The 22,922-nt window shown below is 38.6% G+C and carries 20 protein-coding genes; 17 read left to right on the top strand and 3 right to left on the bottom strand.

From position 1 onward, the window contains the following. Positions 1 to 148: 148 nt before the first annotated feature. Positions 149 to 1,423 (bottom strand): BaiN/RdsA family NAD(P)/FAD-dependent oxidoreductase, encoded by a 1,275-nt coding sequence (locus J5J05_RS06845; RefSeq protein ID WP_208559940.1) that lies wholly within the window; start codon positions 1,421 to 1,423, stop codon positions 149 to 151. 207 nt (positions 1,424 to 1,630) lie between these two features. On the opposite strand from J5J05_RS06845, the gene J5J05_RS06840 reads away from it, so the two are divergent. From J5J05_RS06840 to J5J05_RS06805, 8 genes are all read left to right on the top strand, one after another. Then, entirely contained in the window at positions 1,631 to 2,872 is a 1,242-nt protein-coding gene (locus J5J05_RS06840; protein WP_208559939.1) for an anaerobic sulfatase maturase, read from the top strand. 121 nt (positions 2,873 to 2,993) lie between these two features. Continuing rightward, the gene (locus tag J5J05_RS06835; protein WP_208559938.1) at positions 2,994 to 4,427 is read left to right on the top strand and encodes a 6-phospho-beta-glucosidase; all 1,434 of its coding nucleotides are present in this window, start codon (positions 2,994 to 2,996) and stop codon (positions 4,425 to 4,427) included. A gap of 225 nt (positions 4,428 to 4,652) precedes the next feature. After that, the gene (locus J5J05_RS06830; protein WP_208559937.1) at positions 4,653 to 6,104 is read left to right on the top strand and encodes an amidase family protein; all 1,452 of its coding nucleotides are present in this window, start codon (positions 4,653 to 4,655) and stop codon (positions 6,102 to 6,104) included. Positions 6,105 to 6,213: 109 nt separating this feature from the next. After that, positions 6,214 to 6,627: an RrF2 family transcriptional regulator gene (locus tag J5J05_RS06825; RefSeq protein WP_208559936.1), complete on the top strand. Its 414-nt coding sequence runs from the start codon at positions 6,214 to 6,216 to the stop codon at positions 6,625 to 6,627. A 68-nt stretch (positions 6,628 to 6,695) separates the two neighbouring features. Further along, entirely contained in the window at positions 6,696 to 7,598 is a 903-nt protein-coding gene (locus J5J05_RS06820) for an NAD(P)/FAD-dependent oxidoreductase (RefSeq protein ID WP_208559935.1), read from the top strand. A gap of 504 nt (positions 7,599 to 8,102) precedes the next feature. Continuing rightward, positions 8,103 to 8,699: a TraX family protein gene (locus J5J05_RS06815; RefSeq protein WP_208559934.1), complete on the top strand. Its 597-nt coding sequence runs from the start codon at positions 8,103 to 8,105 to the stop codon at positions 8,697 to 8,699. Between the two features lie 15 nt (positions 8,700 to 8,714). Then, a complete protein-coding gene (rbsK, locus tag J5J05_RS06810) occupies positions 8,715 to 9,608 on the top strand; it encodes a ribokinase (protein ID WP_208559933.1) in 894 nt (297 codons plus the stop codon). Positions 9,609 to 9,791: 183 nt separating this feature from the next. Continuing rightward, the gene (locus J5J05_RS06805) at positions 9,792 to 11,381 is read left to right on the top strand and encodes a Mur ligase family protein (RefSeq protein ID WP_208559932.1); all 1,590 of its coding nucleotides are present in this window, start codon (positions 9,792 to 9,794) and stop codon (positions 11,379 to 11,381) included. Between the two features lie 66 nt (positions 11,382 to 11,447). Here the strand turns inward: J5J05_RS06805 and J5J05_RS06800 are convergent, their stop codons facing one another. After that, the gene (locus J5J05_RS06800; RefSeq protein ID WP_208559931.1) at positions 11,448 to 11,666 is read right to left on the bottom strand and encodes a glycine zipper domain-containing protein; all 219 of its coding nucleotides are present in this window, start codon (positions 11,664 to 11,666) and stop codon (positions 11,448 to 11,450) included. A 291-nt stretch (positions 11,667 to 11,957) separates the two neighbouring features. Between J5J05_RS06800 and clpP the strand changes: the two genes are divergently transcribed. From clpP to eno, 9 genes are all read left to right on the top strand, one after another. Further along, the gene (clpP, locus tag J5J05_RS06795) at positions 11,958 to 12,554 is read left to right on the top strand and encodes an ATP-dependent Clp endopeptidase proteolytic subunit ClpP (RefSeq protein WP_208559930.1); all 597 of its coding nucleotides are present in this window, start codon (positions 11,958 to 11,960) and stop codon (positions 12,552 to 12,554) included. Between the two features lie 205 nt (positions 12,555 to 12,759). Further along, on the top strand, positions 12,760 to 13,290 hold the full coding sequence (locus tag J5J05_RS06790; RefSeq protein WP_208559929.1) for a DsbA family protein: 531 nt from the start codon (positions 12,760 to 12,762) through the stop codon (positions 13,288 to 13,290). A gap of 284 nt (positions 13,291 to 13,574) precedes the next feature. Continuing rightward, entirely contained in the window at positions 13,575 to 14,612 is a 1,038-nt protein-coding gene (locus tag J5J05_RS06785) for a sugar-binding transcriptional regulator (RefSeq protein WP_208559928.1), read from the top strand. A gap of 29 nt (positions 14,613 to 14,641) precedes the next feature. After that, complete coding sequence (gap, locus tag J5J05_RS06780) at positions 14,642 to 15,634, top strand: type I glyceraldehyde-3-phosphate dehydrogenase (protein ID WP_208559927.1); 993 nt, start codon at positions 14,642 to 14,644, stop codon at positions 15,632 to 15,634. 96 nt (positions 15,635 to 15,730) lie between these two features. Next, positions 15,731 to 16,732 (top strand): type I glyceraldehyde-3-phosphate dehydrogenase, encoded by a 1,002-nt coding sequence (gene gap / locus J5J05_RS06775; RefSeq protein ID WP_208559926.1) that lies wholly within the window; start codon positions 15,731 to 15,733, stop codon positions 16,730 to 16,732. A gap of 297 nt (positions 16,733 to 17,029) precedes the next feature. Further along, positions 17,030 to 18,217, top strand: coding sequence for a phosphoglycerate kinase (locus J5J05_RS06770; RefSeq protein WP_208559925.1), 1,188 nt, complete (start codon positions 17,030 to 17,032; stop codon positions 18,215 to 18,217). 119 nt (positions 18,218 to 18,336) lie between these two features. After that, positions 18,337 to 19,092 carry a triose-phosphate isomerase gene (gene tpiA, locus J5J05_RS06765; protein WP_208559924.1) on the top strand — a complete coding sequence of 252 codons (756 nt, stop codon included), beginning with the start codon at positions 18,337 to 18,339 and terminating at the stop codon, positions 19,090 to 19,092. A 1-nt stretch (position 19,093) separates the two neighbouring features. After that, positions 19,094 to 20,626, top strand: a complete 1,533-nt coding sequence (gene gpmI, locus J5J05_RS06760) for a 2,3-bisphosphoglycerate-independent phosphoglycerate mutase (RefSeq protein ID WP_208559923.1) — start codon at positions 19,094 to 19,096, stop codon at positions 20,624 to 20,626. Positions 20,627 to 20,713: 87 nt separating this feature from the next. Then, a complete protein-coding gene (eno, locus tag J5J05_RS06755) occupies positions 20,714 to 22,015 on the top strand; it encodes a phosphopyruvate hydratase (protein WP_208559922.1) in 1,302 nt (433 codons plus the stop codon). A gap of 174 nt (positions 22,016 to 22,189) precedes the next feature. Here the strand turns inward: eno and J5J05_RS06750 are convergent. Next, on the bottom strand, positions 22,190 to 22,922 hold a 733-nt coding region (locus J5J05_RS06750; RefSeq protein ID WP_208559921.1), incomplete at its 5' end, for an ISL3 family transposase.

The following is a 22,922-nucleotide window of genomic DNA, read 5'->3' as shown; positions in this document are numbered from 1 at the left end:
AATGAAACCTAAAAAAAGAAGACCTATCGAATGAAACCGATAGATCTTCTTAAGGGTAACTAATGTTACCAACACCAGTTGACACAGAGCCAAAAATAGTAGTCCAGTAGAAGACTTTCTCTACAGGACTACTATTTTTTTAAGTTTATTAAACCATTGCCATCGTTGATTGCGCAGCATGCATACCAGCAACGCGACCGGTAATAAAGGCACCAGTGATGTTGTAACCACCTGTGTAGCCATTATAATCGAGAATCTCTCCAGTAAAGTAAAGATTCGCCATTTTTTTACTTTCAAGTGTTTTTGGATTGACTTCTTTTGTATCGACCCCGCCACCCGTAACAAAAGCTTTCTCTATCGGAAGAGAGCCATTTACTGTGAACTGGAAATCTTTGAAGAAGGTGATGATAGCATCGATTTGCGCTGGATTCAACTGTTTCAAAGGCATGCTATCTTCAATTTGCAGCCTTTCCAATCCAAACAAGAGATACCGCTCAGGAACAAGTCCTTTGAGTGAGTTTTTGATGCTTTTATCTCCGGCGTCTTTGATCAATTTAGCCATGTCTTGCTTTAATTCACCGACAGATTGATCCGGTAACGCATCGATTTTGATGGTAGCGTAGTCTGTTTTATCGCGTTTCATCACTTGATGTACGAACATGGAACAACGAAGGACTGCAGGACCAGATATACCAAAATGCGTAAAGATCATATCCATACGATGAGAAATCGCAGCTTTCCCTTTTTTATTCAAAACACTCATATCTGCATCTCTCAAAGCAAGACCTTGAAGAACTCTTTCTTCTATAAAAGGTTCATTTGACGTGATAGGTACTTCGGTAGGATATAAAGGTTTTAACGTATGTCCAGCTTTTTTAGCCCATTGGTAACCATCTCCGGTTGAACCGGTTTTTGGCATGGCACGACCGCCAGTAGACAAGATGACACTTTTAGATAAAAGCGTACGACCATCTTTCAATAATACCCCTTGTGCTTTTCCATCTTCATATAAGACAGTCTCTACAGGCGCATTGAGGAAGACTTCAATTTTCTGTTCTTCCATAATACGTTTGAGCGCATCGACAATGGTTCTGGACTTATCCGTTGTCGGAAACATTCTTCCATGATCTTCTTCTTTTAAAGCAATACCGTTTGACCGGAAAAATTTCATAATATCATAATTATCGTATTGATAGAATGCGCTATATAAAAAGCGTCCATTACCAGGAATATGGGTAATGATTTCTTCTTTGTCACGGTTATTCGTTACATTACAACGACCGTTCCCCGTTACAAGCAATTTTCTACCGAGTAATTTATTCTTTTCAACGACAGCGACTTTGGCGCCGGATTCTGCGGCTGAGATGGCAGCCATCATACCGCTTGTCCCGCCTCCAACGACGAGTACATCGTAGTGCGTCATGTTTGTTCCTCCTACTTGATCATTAAGCTACCCGTAACTGTACCATATTATATAGAGGCAATCTATGTTAAGTAAAATAATTATTATTTCGTACATATTTTGATTGAATAACTATATTGATAATAAAATCACAAAGATATAGGATTAATCGATTCAAACTGATAAAATAAACATAACTGAGAAAAATTGTAGGAGGAAATAATATAGATGTTAACGAAAAATGAACCTGTGATTGATGGTGTCATGTGGAAAACAGTCTCTGAAGCATGTAATCTAGCTTGTGATTATTGTTACTATAGTCGCTGCTCAGGAATGCCAGGTAGATTTGAGCGAATTGACGAAGAAGTATTAGAGAAGTTTATTAAGGAATACACTACGCTGAAAAGGGGCATTGTTCCATTTGTCTGGCAAGGTGGGGAACCGCTAATGGCAGGTATAACGTTCTTTAAAAAAATCATCGCCTTACAAAAGAAATATTCTACAAGAAATAAAAAAATTACCAATGCGATACAAACAAATGGTACATTGATCAATAAGTTTTGGGCTCAATTTTTCAAAGAAAATAACTTTTTAGTAGGCATAAGCTTGGATGGACCAAAAGCTATTCATGACAAAAGACGGGTAAGAAGTAATGGTAGAGGTAGTTATGATGCAGTCATGCGTGGCGTGCAACATTTAAGAAATGAATCAGTAGATTTCAACGTTATAACCGTTATTCATGAAGATAACGTACACAAAGCGAAAGAGTTGATGGCGTTTTATAAAGAGCAAAATATGGATTTTATACAATTCATTCCATGTATGGATTTTCTTTCTCAAGAAGCAGATCAACAACCACAATTTCACATTACAGCACAGGAATATGGACAATTTTTGTGCGAAGCTTTTGATATTTGGTATAACGATGGCAAGCCAGATACTTCTATTCGCTTTTTCGATAACATGTTAGCCGTGTATCTACATCAAACACCTGAATTATGTCAGCACAGGAAATATTGTCCGACCATGTTGGTGCTAGAGCAAAACGGAGATGCCTATCCATGTGATTTCTACATACAAGATGATTATAAATTAGGAAACGTAGGTGAAGATTCACTTGAAGAGATTCTTCAAAATCCCATTTTACAAGAATTTGTTCAGCAAAAACCTGTTATTTCAGAAAAGTGTGTAGATTGTCCATTTCTTGATTTATGTAATGGTGGATGTGTGCGGAATAGGAACCGCGAAAATCCTCAGGAAACGGAGTATTTCTGTGAAGCCTATAAAATGATTTACGCTTATGCAGATGAAGGCATGCAAAGCATTGCGGATAGAATCAAACAAGAGCAATTGATGCATTATCTGAATAGCGTCTACCCAATGCCTGAAAGAAATGATCGATGTTTATGTGGTAGTGGATTAAAGTTCAAGAAGTGTTGTTATAGGCTGATTGAGAGAAAAGCGTTATGAAGTTTGATAACTTACAAAAATTTTACTTAAAAGTGCTTGTATGTAATGGATTACATTCTTTACAATAATAAATAGAAACAAATGATAACGAATTCAAGAAACTCAAGGAGGAAAATAAATAATGGGATTTAGAAAAGACTTTTTATGGGGCGGCGCTACTGCGGCCAATCAGCTTGAAGGTGGATACGATCAAGACGGGCGTGGATTAGCGAACGTCGATGTTGTACCGGTTGGAGAAGACCGCGGACCAATCATCACTGGACAAGTTAAACACTTAGATTTTGACGATGAACATTTCTATCCAGCAAAAGGCGCAATCGATCACTACAATCGTTTTAAAGAAGATATTGCGTTGTTTGGAGAAATGGGCTTCAAAACCTACCGTCTTTCAATCGCATGGACTCGTATTTTCCCGAATGGTGACGAAACTGAACCAAACGAAGCAGGTTTGAAATTCTACGAAGACTTATTTAAAGAATGCCACAAATATGGTATCGAACCATTAGTAACGATTACTCATTTTGATTGCCCAATGCACTTGATCAAAGAGTATGGTGGCTGGCGTAACCGTAAGATGGTTGGATTTTATGAGAACCTTTGTCGTGCGATTTTCTCACGTTATAAAGGACTTGTAAAATATTGGTTGACATTCAATGAAATCAACATGATTCTACACGCACCATTCATGGGTGCTGGATTAGCCTTTGAAGAAGGCGAAAACCAAAAACAAGTAAAATATCAAGCAGCACACCACGAGTTAGTCGCAAGCGCGCTTGCAACAAAAATTGCACATGAAGTAGATCCTAACAACCAAGTTGGTTGTATGTTAGCTGCTGGTAAATACTATCCGAATACACCAAATCCTCAAGACGTATTTGCGGCACAACAAGAAGATCACGAAAACTACTTCTTTATCGATGTACAATCACGTGGACAATATCCTGCGTATGCCATCAAAGAATTAGAACGTGAAGGCATCGAGATTCCCTTTGAAGAAGGCGATAAAGAACTACTAATGGAAAATACGGTAGACTTTATTTCGTTCTCTTACTACTCTTCACGTGTAGCTTCTGGAGATCCAAAAGTGAACGAAAAAACTGCTGGAAATATCTTTGCATCAATCAAAAACCCATACTTGGATGCAAGTGAATGGGGATGGCAAATCGATCCACTTGGACTTCGTATTACAATGAACGATATCTATGATCGTTACCAAAAACCATTATTTATAGTAGAAAACGGACTAGGTGCTGTTGATGAGCCAGATGAAAATGGATATGTAGCAGATGATTACAGAATCTCTTACATGGCTGAACACATCAAAGCAATGAAAGATGCTGTTGAATTAGATGGTATCGACCTAATGGGTTACACTTCTTGGGGCTGTATTGACCTTGTAAGTGCTGGAACAGGTGAAATGAAAAAACGTTACGGCTTCATCTACGTTGACCGCGATAACGAAGGTAATGGAACACTGAAGCGTACGAAGAAAAAATCATTTGACTGGTATAAAAAAGTCATCGCAACAAACGGAGAAGATGTTAGCAACGATTAATTAGAATAAAACAGTAGTGAAGAGCGTTGACTGACTTTCAGTTAGCGCTCTTTATTTCCTATAGGTTTAGTTTAAAGGGATTTCTATTGTGTAGATATGTGTCATTAACTAAAATAAAGAGATAAGTAACATGGGAGAAATTAATAAGCTTCTATAATGATGAATACTTTTTATAATAACTATTTTATCTAGATAACGACTAAGAATGTGTGAGGAGAAATGAGCATGAATGAACGAACCAATTGGATTTCAGAAAAAACAATCAATGAATTAAATGCGTTATTAGAAGCAGGAGAAGTAACCTCTAGACAAATTGTCCTCACTTATTTCGAACGAATAGCAACGATCGATTCTTCGGGACCTACATTGAACAGTCTATTAGAGTTGAATCCTGACGCCTTGCACTTAGCCGATCAACTAGACACAGAAAGGCAAGCTGGTAAAAAAAGAGGGATATTACACGGGATTCCAGTCATCCTTAAAGATAATATCGATACTAACGACAAACTGCATACATCCGCGGGATCACTGTTACTAAAGGATCACGTAGCGCAAGAAGACGCTTTTGTAGCAAAACAATTGAAAGAAGCCGGTGCGATTATTTTAGGTAAAGCAAATATGACAGAGTGGGCAAATTTCATCGCGGACGACATGCCAACAGGATACAGTTCTCGTGGTGGTCAAACACTCAATCCATATGGAAAAGACTTTATCGTTGGTGGACCAAGTGCAGGAACTGGCGCTGCGGTTGCGGCCAATCTTGTAGTAGCAGGAATTGGTACAGAAACGTCGGGATCAATTTTAAGTCCAGCTAGCCAAAATTCACTAGTAGGAATCAAACCAACTGTTGGGCTCATTAGTCGAAGTGGTATCATCCCCATTTCATTCACACAAGATACAGCGGGACCAATGACAAGAACGGTTGAAGATGCAGCGATATTGTTATCTGTCTTACAAGGCAAAGATGATAAAGACGCGATTACGAGTACCAATCCATTGTTAAAAACAATCTTTACAGACCACCTATTAAAAGATGGATTGAAAGGAAAGAGAATCGGAATCGCACGGGAGCCATTTTTCGATTATGTCGATCAAGATAAACAACAGCTCATCAATCAAGCGATAGACGTACTAAAAGAATCTGGTGCAGAAGTGATCGAAAACGTCAACGTGCCGACAGCGGAGGAATCTTGGACGATCGATCTCATGGTCTATGAGTTCAAATCTGCAATAGAATCTTATTTAAAAACAGTTGAACCAACGCTTGGTTTAAACACGTTAGATGACTTGATTAAAGGCAATCGAGCGCTAGGCACAAGAGCATTAAAATATGGACAATCACTATTTTACCAAGCAGCTGCAACTAGCGGTCAATTAACAGAGCCAGCTTATTTAAATAGTTTGATCTTTGACCAGGAAAATGCTCGTGAAAAAGGTATCGACGCGGTACTTCAAAATGAACAATTAGATGCAATCGTTACACCGAATAATGCTGGAGCAATGATACCAGCTAAAGCAGGCTATCCATCCATCACGGTACCAGCCGGTTACACACCATCAGGCGAACCAGTAGGGATCACTTTCTCTGGAGGGGCTTTTGCAGAGCCAGTATTATTGGAATGCGCCTACGCCTTTGAACAAGCGACGCATCACCGCAAGGCACCACGCTTACAGTGAAATTAAATGGCTTACTTTAAAAATAAGTTTTTGAATGATTGACTATTCAAGCTAGACCAAGTATAGTCAATTAAAGACAAAACGAATCTGTAATTAAAGGAAGCTGATCATGAAATTTTCTAAAGCAACAAATTATGCGCTACACTCCATGCTTCATCTAGCGATGGAATCAACTGATGAAGCGATTGGGGTGGAAGAATTAGCGAGTCGACAAAAGCTTTCACCAACTTATCTGTCTAAAATTTTAACAAAATTATCCAAAGCAGGACTGATTGAATCTTCACCGGGAGTCAAAGGTGGCTATCGATTGATGCAATCACCAGAGGACTGTTCTTTCTTAGATATTATTCAGGCGACCGAAGGATATGAGTCATTGCTGAATTGTACAATGTCACATGATAGAAAATGGAATCGTACCTGTTTGATTGAACAGACGATGGCAGAAGTGGAAGATAAGATGAAAGAAGAACTAAACAACCGAACTATAGCGGACTTGTTAGAGCGGATGAATAAAGAAAATTAGTGATCAGCTAATTTTTGATTTAATTACAGATATTAAAGGTCTTTAATAGAGTTTGTAGGAGGAGAAAAATGATTGATGTTGTCATTATAGGCGGTGGCCCTGCAGGAATGGCTGCTGCTCTCGTAGCAGGTAGAGGTAAAAAAGAAGTTGTACTGATTGATGAGGAGAAGCCACGAAACAAAGTAACTAAAGCTTCTCATGCTTTTCTAACAAGAGATGGCGTCACGCCAGAACAATTTCGAGAAAAAGGGAGAAGAGATCTAGCTCGCTATACTGGAATTACGACAATGAACGATAAAGTGGTGTCTGTGAAGCAAGAGGATGATTATACTTTTGAAGTTGAAACACTCGGAGCTAAAAAAATCTATGCGAGAAAAGTAGTTATTACAACAGGGTTTAAAGAAACCCTACCTACGATTGAAGGAATTGAAAACTATTATGGACAGAGTTTGTTTAGTTGTCCATTTTGTGATGGCTGGGAAATGAAAGATGAATCACTTGTTTTCATTATTGATACAAAAGAAGGTACACACATTCCTGCCTTACTTAAAAATTGGGCAGATGACTTAGTGGTTGTGACAGATGGGAAAAAAATCTTTACTGATGAACAGAAAAAAGAGTTAATGATTAATGGCATCAAATTGATCGAAAAAGGGATTGCCAAATTAGAAGGCGAAAAAGGGCAATTGAAACAAGTCATTTTCGAAGACGGAGAAAAGTTGAACAGAACGGGCGGTTTTTGTACACCCACTATTGATCAAACTTTTCCACTCATTCAGCAATTAGGGATTGAGACAGGCGACAACGGATTTGTCAAAACAGACGGTATGGGACGAACAAACGTAGCCGGTATCTATGCGGCTGGAGAAATCACTGGGCCATCTCAATTGATTGTTTCAGCTAGTCAAGGCCATATGGTAGGAGTGGGCATGATTTTTGATGATAGTGCAGCTAATTTCAGGAATGTCTAATAACGAATCGAAAAGAGACTAGAACGTAAGGTCCGCACAGCCTTTAACGATAGAGAAGCCACTGAGAGAATTGTACTTGTAGAATTCTCTCAGTGACTTCTCTTGTTTAATGCTATTCATATAGTAGATACATTAAAAAAACATCTACTCATACGCATGAATCTAGTACAATTGAATGATGCGTACGAAAACAGGTTTGATTATTGTCAAATTGGACGCAAACGCTGGATATGTTCGAAACTAGGTTCAATTATCATCGGAGTCGAACGCAATCCCCCGCCCCGAAGCATGAGCGAACTACTTCAACGGTCCACAGACTTCATACGCATTTATCAAACAGTTTAGAACCTGACCAAAAAAGGCCGAAAACTTATTAATATGCCAGCCACTTCTTTAATTTAAAACAGATGAACTGAAAAAACTGATATAATAAAGAAAACTTTAAACGTTGTATAGATGGGCTTGTATAGAAAGAAGGAGCCATCAACTAGAAGGGACTTGATTATGCAAAAGACATTTGACCACAAACTGAACATGATTAAGTGGATCGGTATCATCACGATGACCATAGATCATGCCGGCTATTTTTTATTTCCTCAATTTATCTGGATGAGAATCATCGGTCGCATAGCCTTTCCATGTTTTCTCTATAGTACAGTAGAAGGCACAATCAGAACGAAAGATTATAAAAAATACATTATCAGGTTGTTACTACTAGGGATTATATCGATGCCGATTACCCCAAATACATTAAACGTTGTATTTTTACTAGCCACATTATCCTTGTCCTTACGATATAAACCATTTTTCCCACTATTTTTACTGCTGAGTATTCCTTTGGAATATGGCATCTATGGATTTTTATTTGGGTGGAGTATCTATTGGATCAAAGAAAAGAACCTCATTCAAGGTACAGTGGCTGCCGTAATCACTCAATTTATCATTGGAGTGACGATTCAAATGTATGCGCTATGTGCGCTGCCTTTATTTATCCAAAACAAATCAATCAAATTACCTAAATTACCAAGATACTTTTTCTATTGGTATTATCCTTTACACCAAATTGTACTAACAGTTATCGCTCTAAGGTTATTGAATTAGAAAGGAAGAGATTAAATGAATCCTAAAATTACTGTTGTCGGCAGTATTTCAACAGACTTTGTCGTAAAAACAACACGCACCCCAGAAATTGGAGAAACGATTCAAGGTGAATCATTCCAAACGAATTTTGGTGGAAAAGGGGCGAACCAAGCGATTGCTGCTGCAAGACTTGGCGCGGAAGTCACGATGCTTGGTGCAGTAGGAAAAGATAGCTTTGGTCAGAAATTGATAGAGAACTTAAATAAAAACCATATTGATACCCAAGCCGTTCAGCTGATTGAAGACGCTCCTTCAGGGTCGGCTATTATCACCGTTGTTGATGGAGACAATGCCATTATTTATGTTGCAGGTGCCAATGATACTTATACGCCAGATGTATGGAGCGAAAATAAAGAAGTACTGAATCGCTTGAAAATGAGTGAAATGATTCTTGTTCAGAATGAAATTCCAGAAGCCACGGTTAAAAAATTGATGCAGCTTAGTGCTGATTACAACATACTGCTATTATACAATCCTGCACCTGCGAGACCGTTAAAAAAGCGCTGGATAGATCAGCTGGCTTTTCTTACGCCTAATGAGACTGAATTCAAGACACTGTTTCCAGAACGATCACTTCAAAATGTCCTTGAAAGCTATCCAAATAAATTGATCGTCACGTTAGGATCAAAAGGGGCTGTCTTTCATGATGGAAACAAGGTCGTCACTGTACCAGCAAGTAAAGTTGAAAGAGTGGTCGATACAACCGGGGCAGGAGATACCTTTAATGGTGCACTAGCAGTGGCGATTACAAGCGGTCATTCGATAGAGAAAAGTATACAGTTCGCTAATGAAGCAGCCGCATTGTCTATCCAAAAACCTGGGGCACAAAAGGGTATGCCGACGATAGGCAAAGACATTGCGCTCAAATAAATAGAGAAAATAATTTGATTAGCTTCTATCTATAAATATTCTTCTTTGAACGTCATCCATGAGCAAATGATATGACATATAACAGGAAAAATAGTAGAATAAATGTTACTAATAGGTATTTTATGTCTATTGACTGTTGCTTATCAGAAATTGTACACGCTCACTGGAGGAGTCAAGATCATCATGAAATTAAAAGACTTACTGAAATCGGCAGAGATTGACGATAGCCGTCTTGATAAGCAAGAAGAGACTGTTGATCAAATAATGATCAATAATATTGCTTACCATTCTAAAAAAGTGGAGCCGGGCACCTTATTTGTCTGCATCAAAGGACAACAGACAGATGGCCATCAATATGCAAAACATGCAACACAAAAAGGCGCATCTGCAATCATTGTTGAACATTTTATAGAAGAAATTGATATTCCTCAGTTCAAAGTTTCAGATAGTCGAGAAGCATTAGCGATTTTGTCTAGTACGTTCTTTGGAGAGCCATCAAAAGCCATGAGTATATTCGGGATTACTGCAACGAACGGTAAAACAACGATTACATACATGACGGAAGAGATATTTAAAGCGTACAAGCTGAAATCGGGTCTTATCGGGACGATTCTTGTGAAAATCGATAATGAGATCGAGATGAGTAGACTAACAACACCGGAATCTTATGATCTACAGCAACATTTTGCAAAAATGAGAGATCACAATATTTCACATGTTTCAATGGAGGTTTCTTCTTCAGCCTTAGAATTAAAACGTGTAGCCGGAACTGACTTCGACGTTGTTGCCTTTATGAATATTAGCCCAGAGCATATTCGATTACACGAATCATTTGATGCATACTTTGACGCAAAAGCGATGCTTATCAGAAATGCTTCACCAAGAAGTACAGCTATATTAAACATTGATGAGCCACTGCTCGTTCCATTAGAAAACGAAACTGAAGCACAAGTGGTAACATTTGGTATTGAAAATCAGACTGGAACAATCACGGTATCAGGCATCGAATTTAATCAGGGCATGCCTGCATTCACAGTAACGATTCAAAAACCTTTCAAAACCTTAAGCGGAAAACAGATAGATAAAATGGAACTTGAAATTGAAATGTCAGTCCCAGGCCGTCACTCTATATACAATGCATTGACTGCGTTGGTAACGGGACTAGTGAATGATATTCCCTTGGAAGATGTTCAACAAGGTATTAAAAATTTCCGAGGAGTAGAAAGAAGATTCCAAATGCTTTACGATGAAGAATTTAAAGTCATTGATGACCTTTTACTGAATCAAAATAATATCGATTCATGTATGGAAACGATCAGTCATTTAGACTACGATGCGCTTCATATCGTGCATGCGATTAGGGGAAGCAATGGTGCAGAACATAGCACAGAAATTGCAGAGTCTTTAGCAGCGAAATTCCATAAGATGAAAGTCGAAGAGATTATTTTGACTAAAGCGACTGCACATGTGGAAGAAAAAGATAGAGTAACAGAGGAAGAATTCGAAGCTTTCTTGAAAGTTATGGATGATCAAAAAATAAATGTCACGTTTTTTGAGGAGTTAGAAGATTCATTGAGATTAGGTGTAGAGCAACTTACACCGAATGATATTCTATTAATTTCGGGTGCACATTCGATGGATCAAGGCGCCAAAAAAACGTTGGAACTGTTGAAAGAAATTCATCCTTATGTAGACCATGAGAGTATTGATAACGTACTGGGTAATAAACTAATTGGAATGGATCCATTCAAAACAGCCGATCAATTAAGGTGATTGAGTAAATAAACTTAAAAACGAAAGGAAACCTTGTCTACGATTGCTTAGTAGACAAGGTTCTTTTTAATCTTTTTTATTGGATTTGGAAAAAGCGAAACCACCTAGACCAGCACCAAGTGCAAGTCCGATTGCTATTCCAAGTGCTAAATTGTCTAACAGTATACCGAACGCAGCACCAACAGCAACGCCGACCCCGATAGCAGCGCCATAATTACCTTCTGCCTTTTTTTTCTGTTCTTCATCTTCAAACTTTGTGTTGGGATCTTCTATTTTATTGACCATAATCTGTTTACCTCCTTCAATTTAAGACGTAGGTAAATCAAAGAATTATTCAACTTTAGTTTAAGCTTTCTAAAGTGACAAGTCCAAGATAAAGCCATGCTGTATGATAAGCTATCTATTCGGCCGAATTTAAGTTATTAGATTGATGGGAAACTAGATCAGAAGGGGTTGAAAGTAAAAGAGCAAACTTACTATTTGACCTTTATTGACCTTTGGAGTACAATATTCTTAGCTTCATAAATCAAGGTATGTTAACATACAGTTTGAGTGAACTTAAGGAGGACAATACAAATGAATTTAGTACCAACAGTTATTGAACAATCACCACGTGGTGAACGTGCTTACGATATTTATTCTCGTTTATTGAAAGACCGCATTATTATGCTTGGCGGGCCAATTGATGATCAAGTAGCGAACTCTGTGATCGCTCAGTTATTATTCTTGGACGCACAAGATCCAGAAAAAGATATTTATCTTTATATCAATTCTCCAGGTGGTAGTGTGACTGCAGGATTAGCAATCTACGATACGATGAACTTCATTAAGTCTGATGTTCAAACGATCGCGATTGGTTTGGCAGCATCTATGGGTAGTTTCTTACTTGCAGCTGGTGAAAAAGGCAAACGTTTTGCACTTCCTAATGCTGAAGTCATGATTCACCAACCACTAGGTGGCGCTCAAGGTCAAGCAACTGAAATTGAAATTGCAGCGAAACACATCTTGAGAACGCGTGAAAGATTAAACAACATCTTGGTTGAACGTACTGGACAACCTTTAGAAGTAATCGAAAGAGATACAGATCGTGATAACTTCATGATGGCAGAAGAAGCAAAAGCTTATGGTTTAGTAGACGAAATCATGGACAGCTCAGCTGATTTAAATAAATAATCAATCATTTTATTCAAAAGAGGCATTCTCATTGCAGAATGTCTCTTTTTTTAATGCAGTATTGTTTAAAAGAATCAAAGAAGTAGCTGTTTGAAAAAGATGAAGGCGCTCTTTTTATACAGGAAATCAATAACCGTCTGACTGGTTTTACATTGTTTCTAGCGTTATAATAAGCAAGTAAGATCAAAGAAGGGAAGATGATAGATTGGATACAACGAACATCAAAGCTTCAGCGGTCACGACAGACAACGGCATTAGGATTGGATCTAAAGATGCACCCGTTAAAATCGTAGAATTTATGAATTTAAGATGCCCATTTTGTCGACAATGGTGGGAACAATCCGCATCTTTATTAGATAAGTATGTAGCTGAAGGAAAAGTCGAGAGAATCGTTAAGCTCTTTGACAAAGAAAAACCAAGTCTTAAAAGAGGGAACGTGATCCACCATCACCTTGATTACTCAAACCCTGAAAAAACAAAAGAAGACATCAGTTACTTTTTAGCACATCAAGATGAATGGGGAAATTTAGAAGAAGAAGATATCGTGGCATATGCTGCTGATAAAAGACAATTAAGCAAACAAAGTAATGAAGAAGTGGCAAAAGAAGTTATTGAAGAAGCTGAACGAGCAAATGTTAAGCTAGTGCCTTCAGTATTTATTGATGACAATATTTTCGATGAACACATTTCTAATGAGGCATTAAAAGAGCTAATTGAAGACAAATTAAATAGATAAAAATGATGGCGGACGATTATATCAAGGTTGGTCGATTTGCGTCCCTCTAATTTGGTTGTATGGGTTGAAAAGTGCCCCGCTTATTGGTACAATTACTATGCAATCAATTAAGAAGTGTTTATGAGATCGTAAGTAGATAAATTCTTTTACTAGTAAGACGTAAAAGTGTTATATCCTTATGCAATTTAGGCGCTGGCACTTTTCGCTGTGAACATTTGTGCTTTCGATCGAGAAGGTATTCTCAAGAGAATGAGTGCATAAGCAGTTGAGAGAGAGGGTCTAAAATGCTATCAGTTATTGAAAAAGTTGCTCCAGATATGTTTGAAACGCTAAAAAGACGGTATCACATTCTAAAGCAAATTCAAAAATCTAGTCCGATTGGAAGACGATCTCTTGCTGGAAGATTAGGGTTTACTGAACGTGTTTTGAGAAGCGAAGTAGATATTTTGCGAAAGCAAAGTTTGATTCAAATCTCTTCTGCTGGAATGGAATGTACACCTTTAGGAATTGAAACATTCAGACAGCTTGAACGACTGATGGGTCAACATATAAAAACAAAAGACCAAGAAACACGCTTGGCCAATCGATTGAAAATCAGCCACTGCGTAATTGTTCCAGGTGATTCTGATAAGGACTCTTTCATATTAGAAGATATTGGACATGCAGCTGTCAAAGCATTGGATTTTTTACTTCCTGAAGGAAAGAATGTCATTGCTGTTATGGGCGGTACCACTATGGTAGAAGTTGCTCATGCAATGGATGAAAAATTCGGCGAAGCGAGGCAATTACTTTATGTTCCTGCGCGTGGTGGACTTGGAGAGTCAGTCGATATTCAGGCGAATGTCATCGCTGAAACAATGGCTCGTAAGTCTGGCGGAAAAAGTAGAGCATTATATGCGCCAGAACATGTTCGCTCAGATACGTACTCGTTGCTTTCAGAAGAGCCTGAAATTAAAGAAACACTTCAATTAGTTGAAAATGCTTCGTTAGTCTTGTACAGTATAGGTAGTGCTTTCGAAATGGCCGAAAGAAGAGGCATGAAGAAAGAAACGCTTAAACTGTTAAAAAATCAGAATGCTGTAGCAGAAGCATTTGGAGAATTCGTTAATCCACAAGGAGAGATTGTTTACAAACTCTCTCGTATTGGCTTGCAATCGAGTCAAATGGATCGGATTCCACATCTTGTTGCAGTAGCTGGTGGCCGCCACAAGGCCGAAGCAATTGAAGCATATGTTAAAACTGTCCCTCCGCACACATGGTTAGTGACGGATGAGGCAGCCGCTAGTCAGATTTTAAACGGGGATACCCCTTTAAAAAATTAGAAATAAAAATTCCAAGGAGGAAATCATTAATGGCAAAGAAAGTAGCAATTAACGGATTCGGACGTATTGGACGCTTAGCTCTTCGTCGCATTTTAGAGGCAGATACAGGATTAGAAGTTGTAGCAATCAACGACTTAACGGATAATAACGATCTAGCGTATTTACTGAAGTATGACACTGCACAAGGCAGATTCCCTCATGAAGTTGAGGCAAAGGAAGATGCAATAACTGTAGCAGGTAAAGACATTAAGGCTTATGCTGAGAAAGATGCTAGCCAGTTACCATGGGGAGACCTAGGGATTGATATCGTCTTGGAATGTACAGGTTTCTACACATCACCAGAAAAATCTCAAGCACATATTGATGCTGGAGCTAAGCGCGTGTTGATTTCAGCACCAGCTAAAGGTGATCTTAAAACAATCGTATTCGGAGTAAACCACGAATCAGTTGAAGCAGACGACAAAATCGTTTCTGCAGCTTCATGTACAACAAACTGTTTAGCACCTATGGTCAACGTATTGAATAAAGAATTTGGTCTTGATCATGGATTGATGAGTACAGTACATGCATATACATCAACTCAGACATTACAAGATGCACCAGGTGGACGTAAAAGTCGTGCCGGCGCTCAAAATGCTATTCCCGCTTCAACAGGTGCTGCTAAAGCAGTAGGGAAAGTTATTCCTGAAGTAGACGGAAAAGTCGATGGTACAGCTGTAAGAATTCCAGTAGTAACAGGTTCTATGGTTGAATTATACTCTGTTTTAAATAAAGAAGTAACAGTTGATCAGGTCAATGAAGCTATGAAAGGTTATGCTTCAGATGCTTATCTATATAATGAAGACGAGATTGTTTCCTCTGACATTATCGGTATTCCTGCAGGATCCGTATTCGATGCAACGCAAACAAAAATCATCGAAGGCGAATCAGGACAACTTGTTAAAACTGTCGCTTGGTACGACAATGAATATGGTTTCACTGGTAACATGGTAAGAACGTTAGATTATATGGCTAACCTATAATCCGTTCACCACTATAATGTATTTAAGACTTAGTTGACTTACGTTGATTAAGATTTAAAATAAAAAATTTTGATTTTCACAGGAGGAAATCGTATTATGTCAGTAAAAGTAGCAATTAACGGTTTTGGACGTATTGGACGTTTAGCATTCCGTCGTATTAACGAAGTAGAAGGTTTAGAAGTTGTAGCAGTAAACGACTTAACAGATCCAAATATGTTGGTTCACTTGCTTAAATATGATACAACTCAAGGACGTTTCAACGGCGAAGTAACTGTTGGAGACAACAGCTTCACTGTAGACGGACGCGATGTTAAAGTATTGACCGAACGTAACCCAGAAGATCTTCCATGGGGAGACCTAGGCGTAGACATCGTTCTTGAATGTACTGGATTCTTCACTACTCAAGAAAAAGCTGAATTACACCTTAAAGCTGGAGCTAAACGTGTAGTTGTTTCTGCACCTGCAACTGGCGATATCAAAACTGTTGTTTTCAACACTAACCACGAAGTTTTAGATGGTTCTGAAACAGTTATTTCTGGTGCTTCTTGTACAACTAACTGCTTGGCTCCAATGGCTAAAGCATTAAACGACAAGTTCGGTATCGAAGCTGGTTTGATGACGACTATCCACGCTTACACTGGTGACCAAATGACTCTTGATGGACCACACCCTAAAGGTGACTTCCGTCGTGCGCGTGCTGCTGCTGCAAACATCGTACCAAACTCTACTGGTGCTGCTAAAGCAATCGGTGAAGTATTACCAGAACTTAAAGGTAAATTAGATGGCGCTGCACAACGTGTACCAGTTCCTGCTGGATCATTAACTGAATTACAAGTTATTCTTTCTAACGATGTAACTGCTGAAGAAATCAATGCTGCAATGAAAGAAGTAGCTAACGAGTCTTATGGTTACACTGAAGACCCAATCGTTTCTTCTGATATCTTAGGAATGACTTACGGTTCATTATTCGATGCAACTCAAACTAAAGTAATTTCTGCAGGCGGAAAACAGTTGGTTAAAACTGTCGCTTGGTATGATAACGAAATGTCATACACTGCTCAATTAGTTCGTACGCTTGAATACTTCGCTTCTCTATAATTCGAAGTTAAATAATACGAATCAATAATCTAACAGAACAAGAATGAATAAGCGGGGGAGCACTCACTCTATGCGAGAAACTATGTAAAGAAAGCGTCAGACGATTATAGTCGTTCAAGCTAACTCTTTTTTGTAGTTCTTCTCGCTAGAGTATCGCGCTTCCCCGTTTTTTATTTTGCTGAAAGAGTCCCATTGAATGGATTACTTTACTTTTATTGACGTAATATAATGAAATTTGATTCCTCCATTCTAAGCTTTTTAGAATATAAAATTATTTAGACAAAGGACGGTTTAACCATGCCTAAAAAAACAGTTAAAGATTTAGATCTTAAAGGTAAAAAAGTACTCGTTCGTGCTGATTTCAACGTACCAATGAAAGATGGCAAAATCACGAACGACAACCGTATTCAAGCTGCGCTACCAACAATCGAATACGTACTTGAACAAGGCGGAAAAGCAATCGTATTTTCTCACCTTGGTCGTGTGAAAACGGAAGAAGACAAAGCTGGTTTATCACTAGCACCAGTCGCTGAACGTTTAGGCGAACTATTGAAAAAAGACGTTACTTTCGTCGCTCAAACACGTGGAGAAGAACTTGAAACAGCTGTCAGCAACTTATCTGATGGTGACGTATTGATGTTTGAAAACACTCGTTTTGAAGATGTAGATGGTAAAAAAGAAAGTAAAAACGATGCTGGATTAGGCAAATACTGGGCTGGCTTAGGCGATGTATTCGTAAATGATGCATTCGGTACTGCTCACCGTGCACATGCTTCTAACGTAGGAATTGCTTCTAACGTTGAATCAGCTGCAGGATTCTTAGTAGAAAAAGAAATCAACTTCATCGGTGGCGCTGTTGACGAACCAAAACGACCATTCGTAGCTATTTTAGGTGGCGCGAAAGTTTCAGATAAAATTGGTGTTATTGAAAACTTACTTTCTAAAGCGGACAAAGTCTTGATTGGTGGCGGAATGACTTATACTTTCTACGAAGCACTTGGAAAAGGTATTGGTAGCTCACTTCTTGAGAAAGACAAAGTATCATTAGCAAAAGAATTGATCGAAAAAGCTGGAGACAAACTGGTTCTTCCAGTTGATTCAGTTGTCGCTTCTGAATTTTCTAATGATGTACCAACTGAAGTAGTAGAAGGTGATGTTCCTGAAGGTAAAATGGGACTTGACGTTGGACCTAAAACAGTTGAATTATTCGCTAAAGAATTAGAAGGCGCTAAAACAGTTGTATGGAACGGACCAATGGGTGTATTCGAAATGTCTAACTTCGCTAAAGGAACAAGCGATATCTGTGAAGTACTAGCTAAACTAGAAGATGCAACAACAATCATCGGTGGTGGCGATTCAGCTACTGCAGCTCAAGAACTTGGTTTCGAAGATGATTTCAGCCACATCTCTACTGGTGGAGGCGCATCTCTAGAGTATCTTGAAGGTAAAGAATTACCAGGGATCGCTGCAATCTCAGATAAATAATTCAATTTGAATGTAATCCCAATACCTGTAAATGATAGTCTTAGCCTAGTGATACTTGTATGACTAGGCGGCTATTTACGGGAACGAACGAAAATATGATCGAGAGAAGGAATAGAATTATGCGTAAACCAATTATTGCTGGTAACTGGAAAATGAACAAAACCGCAGCTGAAGCTGCATCATTCATTGAAGAGGTTAAAAATAATGTCCCTTCTTCTGATAAAGTAGATGCGGTTATCGGTGCACCAAATCTTTATACGCAAGCTCTTTTAGATATGACTGCTGGAACTGATCTTAAAATCGCAGCTCAAAACTGCTACTTTGAAGATGAAGGTGCCTTTACCGGAGAAACTTCTCCAGCTGCATTAGCAGATCTAGGTACTCAGTATGTCATCATTGGACACTCTGAACGTCGTGAATACTTCGGCGAAACAGATGAAGATGTAAACAAAAAAGCACATGCAATCTTTAACCACGGAATGATTCCAATCATCTGTGTTGGAGAAACACTAGAACAAAAAGAAGCTGGCGAAACAAATGAATTAGTTTCTGGCCAAGTAACAAAAGCACTTGAAGGCTTATCAGATGAACAAGTTAAAAATTCTGTTATTGCTTATGAACCAATCTGGGCAATCGGAACTGGTAAAACAGCGACTTCTGAAGAAGCAAATGAAACGATTTCTGTTGTTCGTCAAACAGTGAACAAATTATACAGTGATGCAGTATCAGAAGCTGTACGTATCCAATACGGTGGTTCTGTAAAACCTGGTAACATCGCTGAACTAATGGCACAATCAGATATTGACGGTGCGTTAGTTGGAGGCGCAAGTTTAGAAGCGGAGTCATTCCTACAATTATTGGAGGCGGCTAAGTAATATGAGTAAAGCACCTGTAGCGATTATCATTTTAGATGGATTTGGATGGAGACCTGATCAGTACGGTAATGCAGTCGAACAAGCTGAGAAACCGAATTTTGATCGTTTCTGGAAAACTTATCCACACGCAACCCTTGCAGCTTCTGGTTTACCAGTCGGTCTTCCAGAAGGACAAATGGGGAATTCGGAGGTAGGTCATACGAATATTGGTGCAGGACGTATCGTGTACCAAAGTATCACTCGTATCGACAAAGCTATTGAAGAAGGCGAATTCCAGACGAATGAAGTGTTAACAGGAGCCTTTGATCATGTTAAGGCTAATGATTCAGCACTACATTTGTTTGGTCTTGTATCAGATGGTGGCGTACACAGTCACTCTCGTCACTTGACAGCATTAATTGAAACTGCTAAAGACAAAGGTATTGAAAAAGTGTATATTCACGCCTTCACTGATGGTCGTGACGTTGCGCCAGATTCTGGTGCTGGATTTATTCAAGATCTTCAAAATGTCGTGGCCGATTTAGGTGTAGGTGCGATTGCATCTATATCAGGTCGTTTCTATGCGATGGACCGAGATAACAGATGGCCACGTGTCGAAAAAGCTTATGATGCCATTTTCAATGGTGAAGGCGTTAAAGCAGCTGATCCAGTTGAAGCTGTAAAAGCTAGCTATGCAAATGAAGTAATGGATGAATTTATCGTCCCAACTGTCATTGAAAAAGATAGTCAGCCAGTAGCGACTATCCAAGACGATGATGCGATCGTATTCTTTAATTTCCGTCCAGACCGTGCTAGTGAATTATCTCGTGCGATCACTGAACCGGATTTCAATGAATTTGACCGTAAAAACACACCGAAAAATATCAAATTTGTCACCATGACGCAATATTCTGCTGATATGGATGCAGAAGTGATGTTCCCACCGGTTCACTTGAAAAACGTTATTGGAGAAGTTCTATCTAACAATGGTCTTACTCAATTACGAATTGCAGAAACTGAAAAATATCCTCATGTTACCTTCTTTATGAATGGTGGTACAAATGATGAGTTTCCAGGAGAAAATCGTATCTTGATTCCTTCTCCAAAAGTTGAAACGTATGATTTGAAACCAGAAATGAGTGCATATGAAGTAACGGATGCATTAGTGAAAGATATTCAAGATGACAAGCATGATGCAATCATCTTGAACTTTGCCAATCCTGATATGGTTGGACACTCTGGTATGTTAGAGCCAACAATCAAAGCGATTGAAGCCGTTGATGAAAACTTAGGTAGAGTCGTTGACCTGATTCTTGAAAAAGGTGGAAAAGCCATCATTTTCGCAGATCATGGAAATGCAGATACTGAGTTGACACCAGAAGGAAAACCACACACTGCTCATACGACTGTTCCTGTACCTGTTATCGTGACAAAACACGATATTCATTTACGCGAAGATGGTAAATTAGCAGATGTTTCTCCGACAATGCTTGAATTATTAGGCATTGAAAAACCGGCAGAAATGACTGGAGAAAGTTTAATTATTCCAGATTAAGCAATACCCAAGTAACACTCAAAACGTATTTAACCACTTAAAAAGTGAGTATAAATAAAAAAACAATTTTAAAGGAGATCAATACACATGCCATATATTACAGATGTTATTGCACGCGAAGTACTAGATTCTCGTGGTAACCCAACAATCGAAGTAGACGTATTTACAGAATCAGGAGCTTTCGGACGCGGAATGGTACCTTCAGGTGCTTCAACTGGTGAACACGAAGCCGTTGAATTACGTGATGGAGACAAAGACCGTTACCTTGGTAAAGGTGTTCAAAAAGCTGTTGACAACGTAAACGACAAAATTGCTGAAGCCGTTATCGGTATGGACGTTCGCGACCAAATGGGTATCGACAAAGCGTTGATCGACCTTGACGGAACACCAAACAAAAGCAAATTAGGCGCTAACGCAATTTTAGGCGTATCTATTGCTGTTGCACGTGCTGCTGCAGATTACCTTGACCTACCATTATACAGATATCTAGGTGGAACAAATACTAAAGTATTGCCAACACCAATGATGAATATCGTAAACGGTGGATCTCACTCTGATGCTCCAATTGCATTCCAAGAATTCATGATCTTACCAGTTGGCGCGCCAACATTCAAAGAAGCTTTACGTTGGGGAGCAGAAATCTTCCACGCACTTAAAGCAATCTTGAAAGATCGCGGACTTGAAACTTCTGTTGGTGATGAAGGTGGATTCGCACCTCGTTTCGAAGGAACTGAAGATGGCGTTGAAACAATCATGGAAGCAATCAAAAAAGTTGGACTAGAGCCTGGTAAAGATGTATACCTTGGTTTTGACTGTGCTGCTTCTGAATTCTACGAAGACGGCGTATACAACTATGCTAAATTCGAAGGTGAAAAAGGCGTTAAGCGTACTGCTGCAGAGCAAGTTGATTACCTTGAAGAATTAGTAAACAAATACCCAATTCTTTCTATCGAAGATGGTATGGACGAAAATGACTGGGATGGTTTCAAACTATTAACTGAACGCCTAGGCGATAAAGTTCAATTAGTTGGAGATGACTTGTTCGTTACTAACACTGAAATTCTTAAACGTGGTATCGACAACGACATCAGTAACTCAATCTTGATCAAAGTTAACCAAATCGGTACATTGACTGAAACTTTCAATGCAATCGAAATGGCTAAAAAAGCTGGATACACTGCAGTTGTATCTCACCGTTCTGGTGAAACAGAAGATTCAACAATCTCTGATATCGCTGTTGCAACAAACGCTGGACAAATCAAAACTGGTTCATTAAGCCGTACTGACCGTATTGCTAAATACAACCAACTATTAAGAATCGAAGATCAATTAGGTTCATTAGCTGAGTACGAAGGTTTATCAGCATTCTACAACCTAAAAAACAAATAATAAAAATGGATATTTTTCCAAAATCGGTAAGTGACCTCATTCACTTATCTTAGGAAAAAATTCGAAAGGCCTCTTGCTCAATTCATTGAGTAAGAGGCCTTTTTTAAGGTTCTACGTCAAGCAACGTTGGTAAAGAATAATAGTCTATAATTTTAGGAGAGAACATTTCGCTGGTTAGGCAGCTTTATGTTCTCTTTCTTTTTGTTTGTGATTACTGTGTGCTGTTTTTAGATTAAAGTGAAGAATGATCCTGTTTTTGTAATGAATAAAGTTCTTATAGCCGTAGGCTACGCGATTCAACACTTTTATTTTATTGTTGATGCCTTCAATTTTTCCGTTATTGTAAGGATATCGGAACGTATTGAAAATATGAGATAAGTGAGCTTTTAATGTCTTTATACTCGTTCTTATATAAGAAGAAGTCGCTAGAGATAGTGGTGATACTAGAATTGCTTTCAAGGCTTTATAGTCATTTGTTTTTACAGCGCCTAAAATAGCTTGATAAACGTTGTAGGTTTCTTTTAATTCAGGATCATAATCAAGCATTTCTGAAAGGATTCCTGCTTCTGTTCGTTGCCCAAATAAAGGGTAGTACTTATAAGCAGAATAGGATAAACTAGAAGCATTTTTCAGTAATAACTTCCAAAATCGCTTCAATCGACGGTACCTTTTTTGGTCTTCACTATTCCCACTGCGCAAACGATTCATGACTTTCACCCGTGTTTTATTCATAGATCGGTTAACGAGTTGAACGAGGTGGAAGCGATCAATAATAATATCGGCATTAGGAAAAAGTTCTGGAATAAAACTGACATAACTAGCATTCATATCAACCGTAATCGTTTTTACCTTTTTTCTTTGTGTTAGGCTGTAGCGATTGCGAAAGTGCTCCTTAATAAACCGACTG

The organism is Marinilactibacillus kalidii (assembly GCF_017599325.1).
GTDB classification, from domain to species: Bacteria; Bacillota; Bacilli; order Lactobacillales; family Carnobacteriaceae_A; genus Marinilactibacillus; species Marinilactibacillus kalidii.
Note: the sequence above shows the minus strand (reverse complement) of the source record. Positions and strands in the feature narration are given on the sequence as shown.

Bases quoted from the DNA above. Each gene is read 5' to 3' on its own strand.
- eno (WP_208559922.1), top strand. From the start codon at position 20,714: ATGCCATATATTACAGATGTTATTGCACGCGAAGTACTAGATTCTCGT.
- gap (WP_208559927.1), top strand. From the start codon at position 14,642: ATGGCAAAGAAAGTAGCAATTAACGGATTCGGACGTATTGGACGCTTA.
- J5J05_RS06825 (WP_208559936.1), top strand. From the start codon at position 6,214: ATGAAATTTTCTAAAGCAACAAATTATGCGCTACACTCCATGCTTCAT.
- tpiA (WP_208559924.1), top strand. From the start codon at position 18,337: ATGCGTAAACCAATTATTGCTGGTAACTGGAAAATGAACAAAACCGCA.
- J5J05_RS06835 (WP_208559938.1), top strand. From the start codon at position 2,994: ATGGGATTTAGAAAAGACTTTTTATGGGGCGGCGCTACTGCGGCCAAT.
- gpmI (WP_208559923.1), top strand. From the start codon at position 19,094: ATGAGTAAAGCACCTGTAGCGATTATCATTTTAGATGGATTTGGATGG.
- J5J05_RS06785 (WP_208559928.1), top strand. From the start codon at position 13,575: ATGCTATCAGTTATTGAAAAAGTTGCTCCAGATATGTTTGAAACGCTA.
- clpP (WP_208559930.1), top strand. From the start codon at position 11,958: ATGAATTTAGTACCAACAGTTATTGAACAATCACCACGTGGTGAACGT.
- J5J05_RS06805 (WP_208559932.1), top strand. From the start codon at position 9,792: ATGAAATTAAAAGACTTACTGAAATCGGCAGAGATTGACGATAGCCGT.
- J5J05_RS06830 (WP_208559937.1), top strand. From the start codon at position 4,653: ATGAATGAACGAACCAATTGGATTTCAGAAAAAACAATCAATGAATTA.
- J5J05_RS06820 (WP_208559935.1), top strand. From the start codon at position 6,696: ATGATTGATGTTGTCATTATAGGCGGTGGCCCTGCAGGAATGGCTGCT.
- rbsK (WP_208559933.1), top strand. From the start codon at position 8,715: ATGAATCCTAAAATTACTGTTGTCGGCAGTATTTCAACAGACTTTGTC.
- J5J05_RS06800 (WP_208559931.1), bottom strand. From the start codon at position 11,666: ATGGTCAATAAAATAGAAGATCCCAACACAAAGTTTGAAGATGAAGAA.
- J5J05_RS06840 (WP_208559939.1), top strand. From the start codon at position 1,631: ATGTTAACGAAAAATGAACCTGTGATTGATGGTGTCATGTGGAAAACA.
- J5J05_RS06845 (WP_208559940.1), bottom strand. From the start codon at position 1,423: ATGACGCACTACGATGTACTCGTCGTTGGAGGCGGGACAAGCGGTATG.
- gap (WP_208559926.1), top strand. From the start codon at position 15,731: ATGTCAGTAAAAGTAGCAATTAACGGTTTTGGACGTATTGGACGTTTA.
- J5J05_RS06815 (WP_208559934.1), top strand. From the start codon at position 8,103: ATGCAAAAGACATTTGACCACAAACTGAACATGATTAAGTGGATCGGT.
- J5J05_RS06770 (WP_208559925.1), top strand. From the start codon at position 17,030: ATGCCTAAAAAAACAGTTAAAGATTTAGATCTTAAAGGTAAAAAAGTA.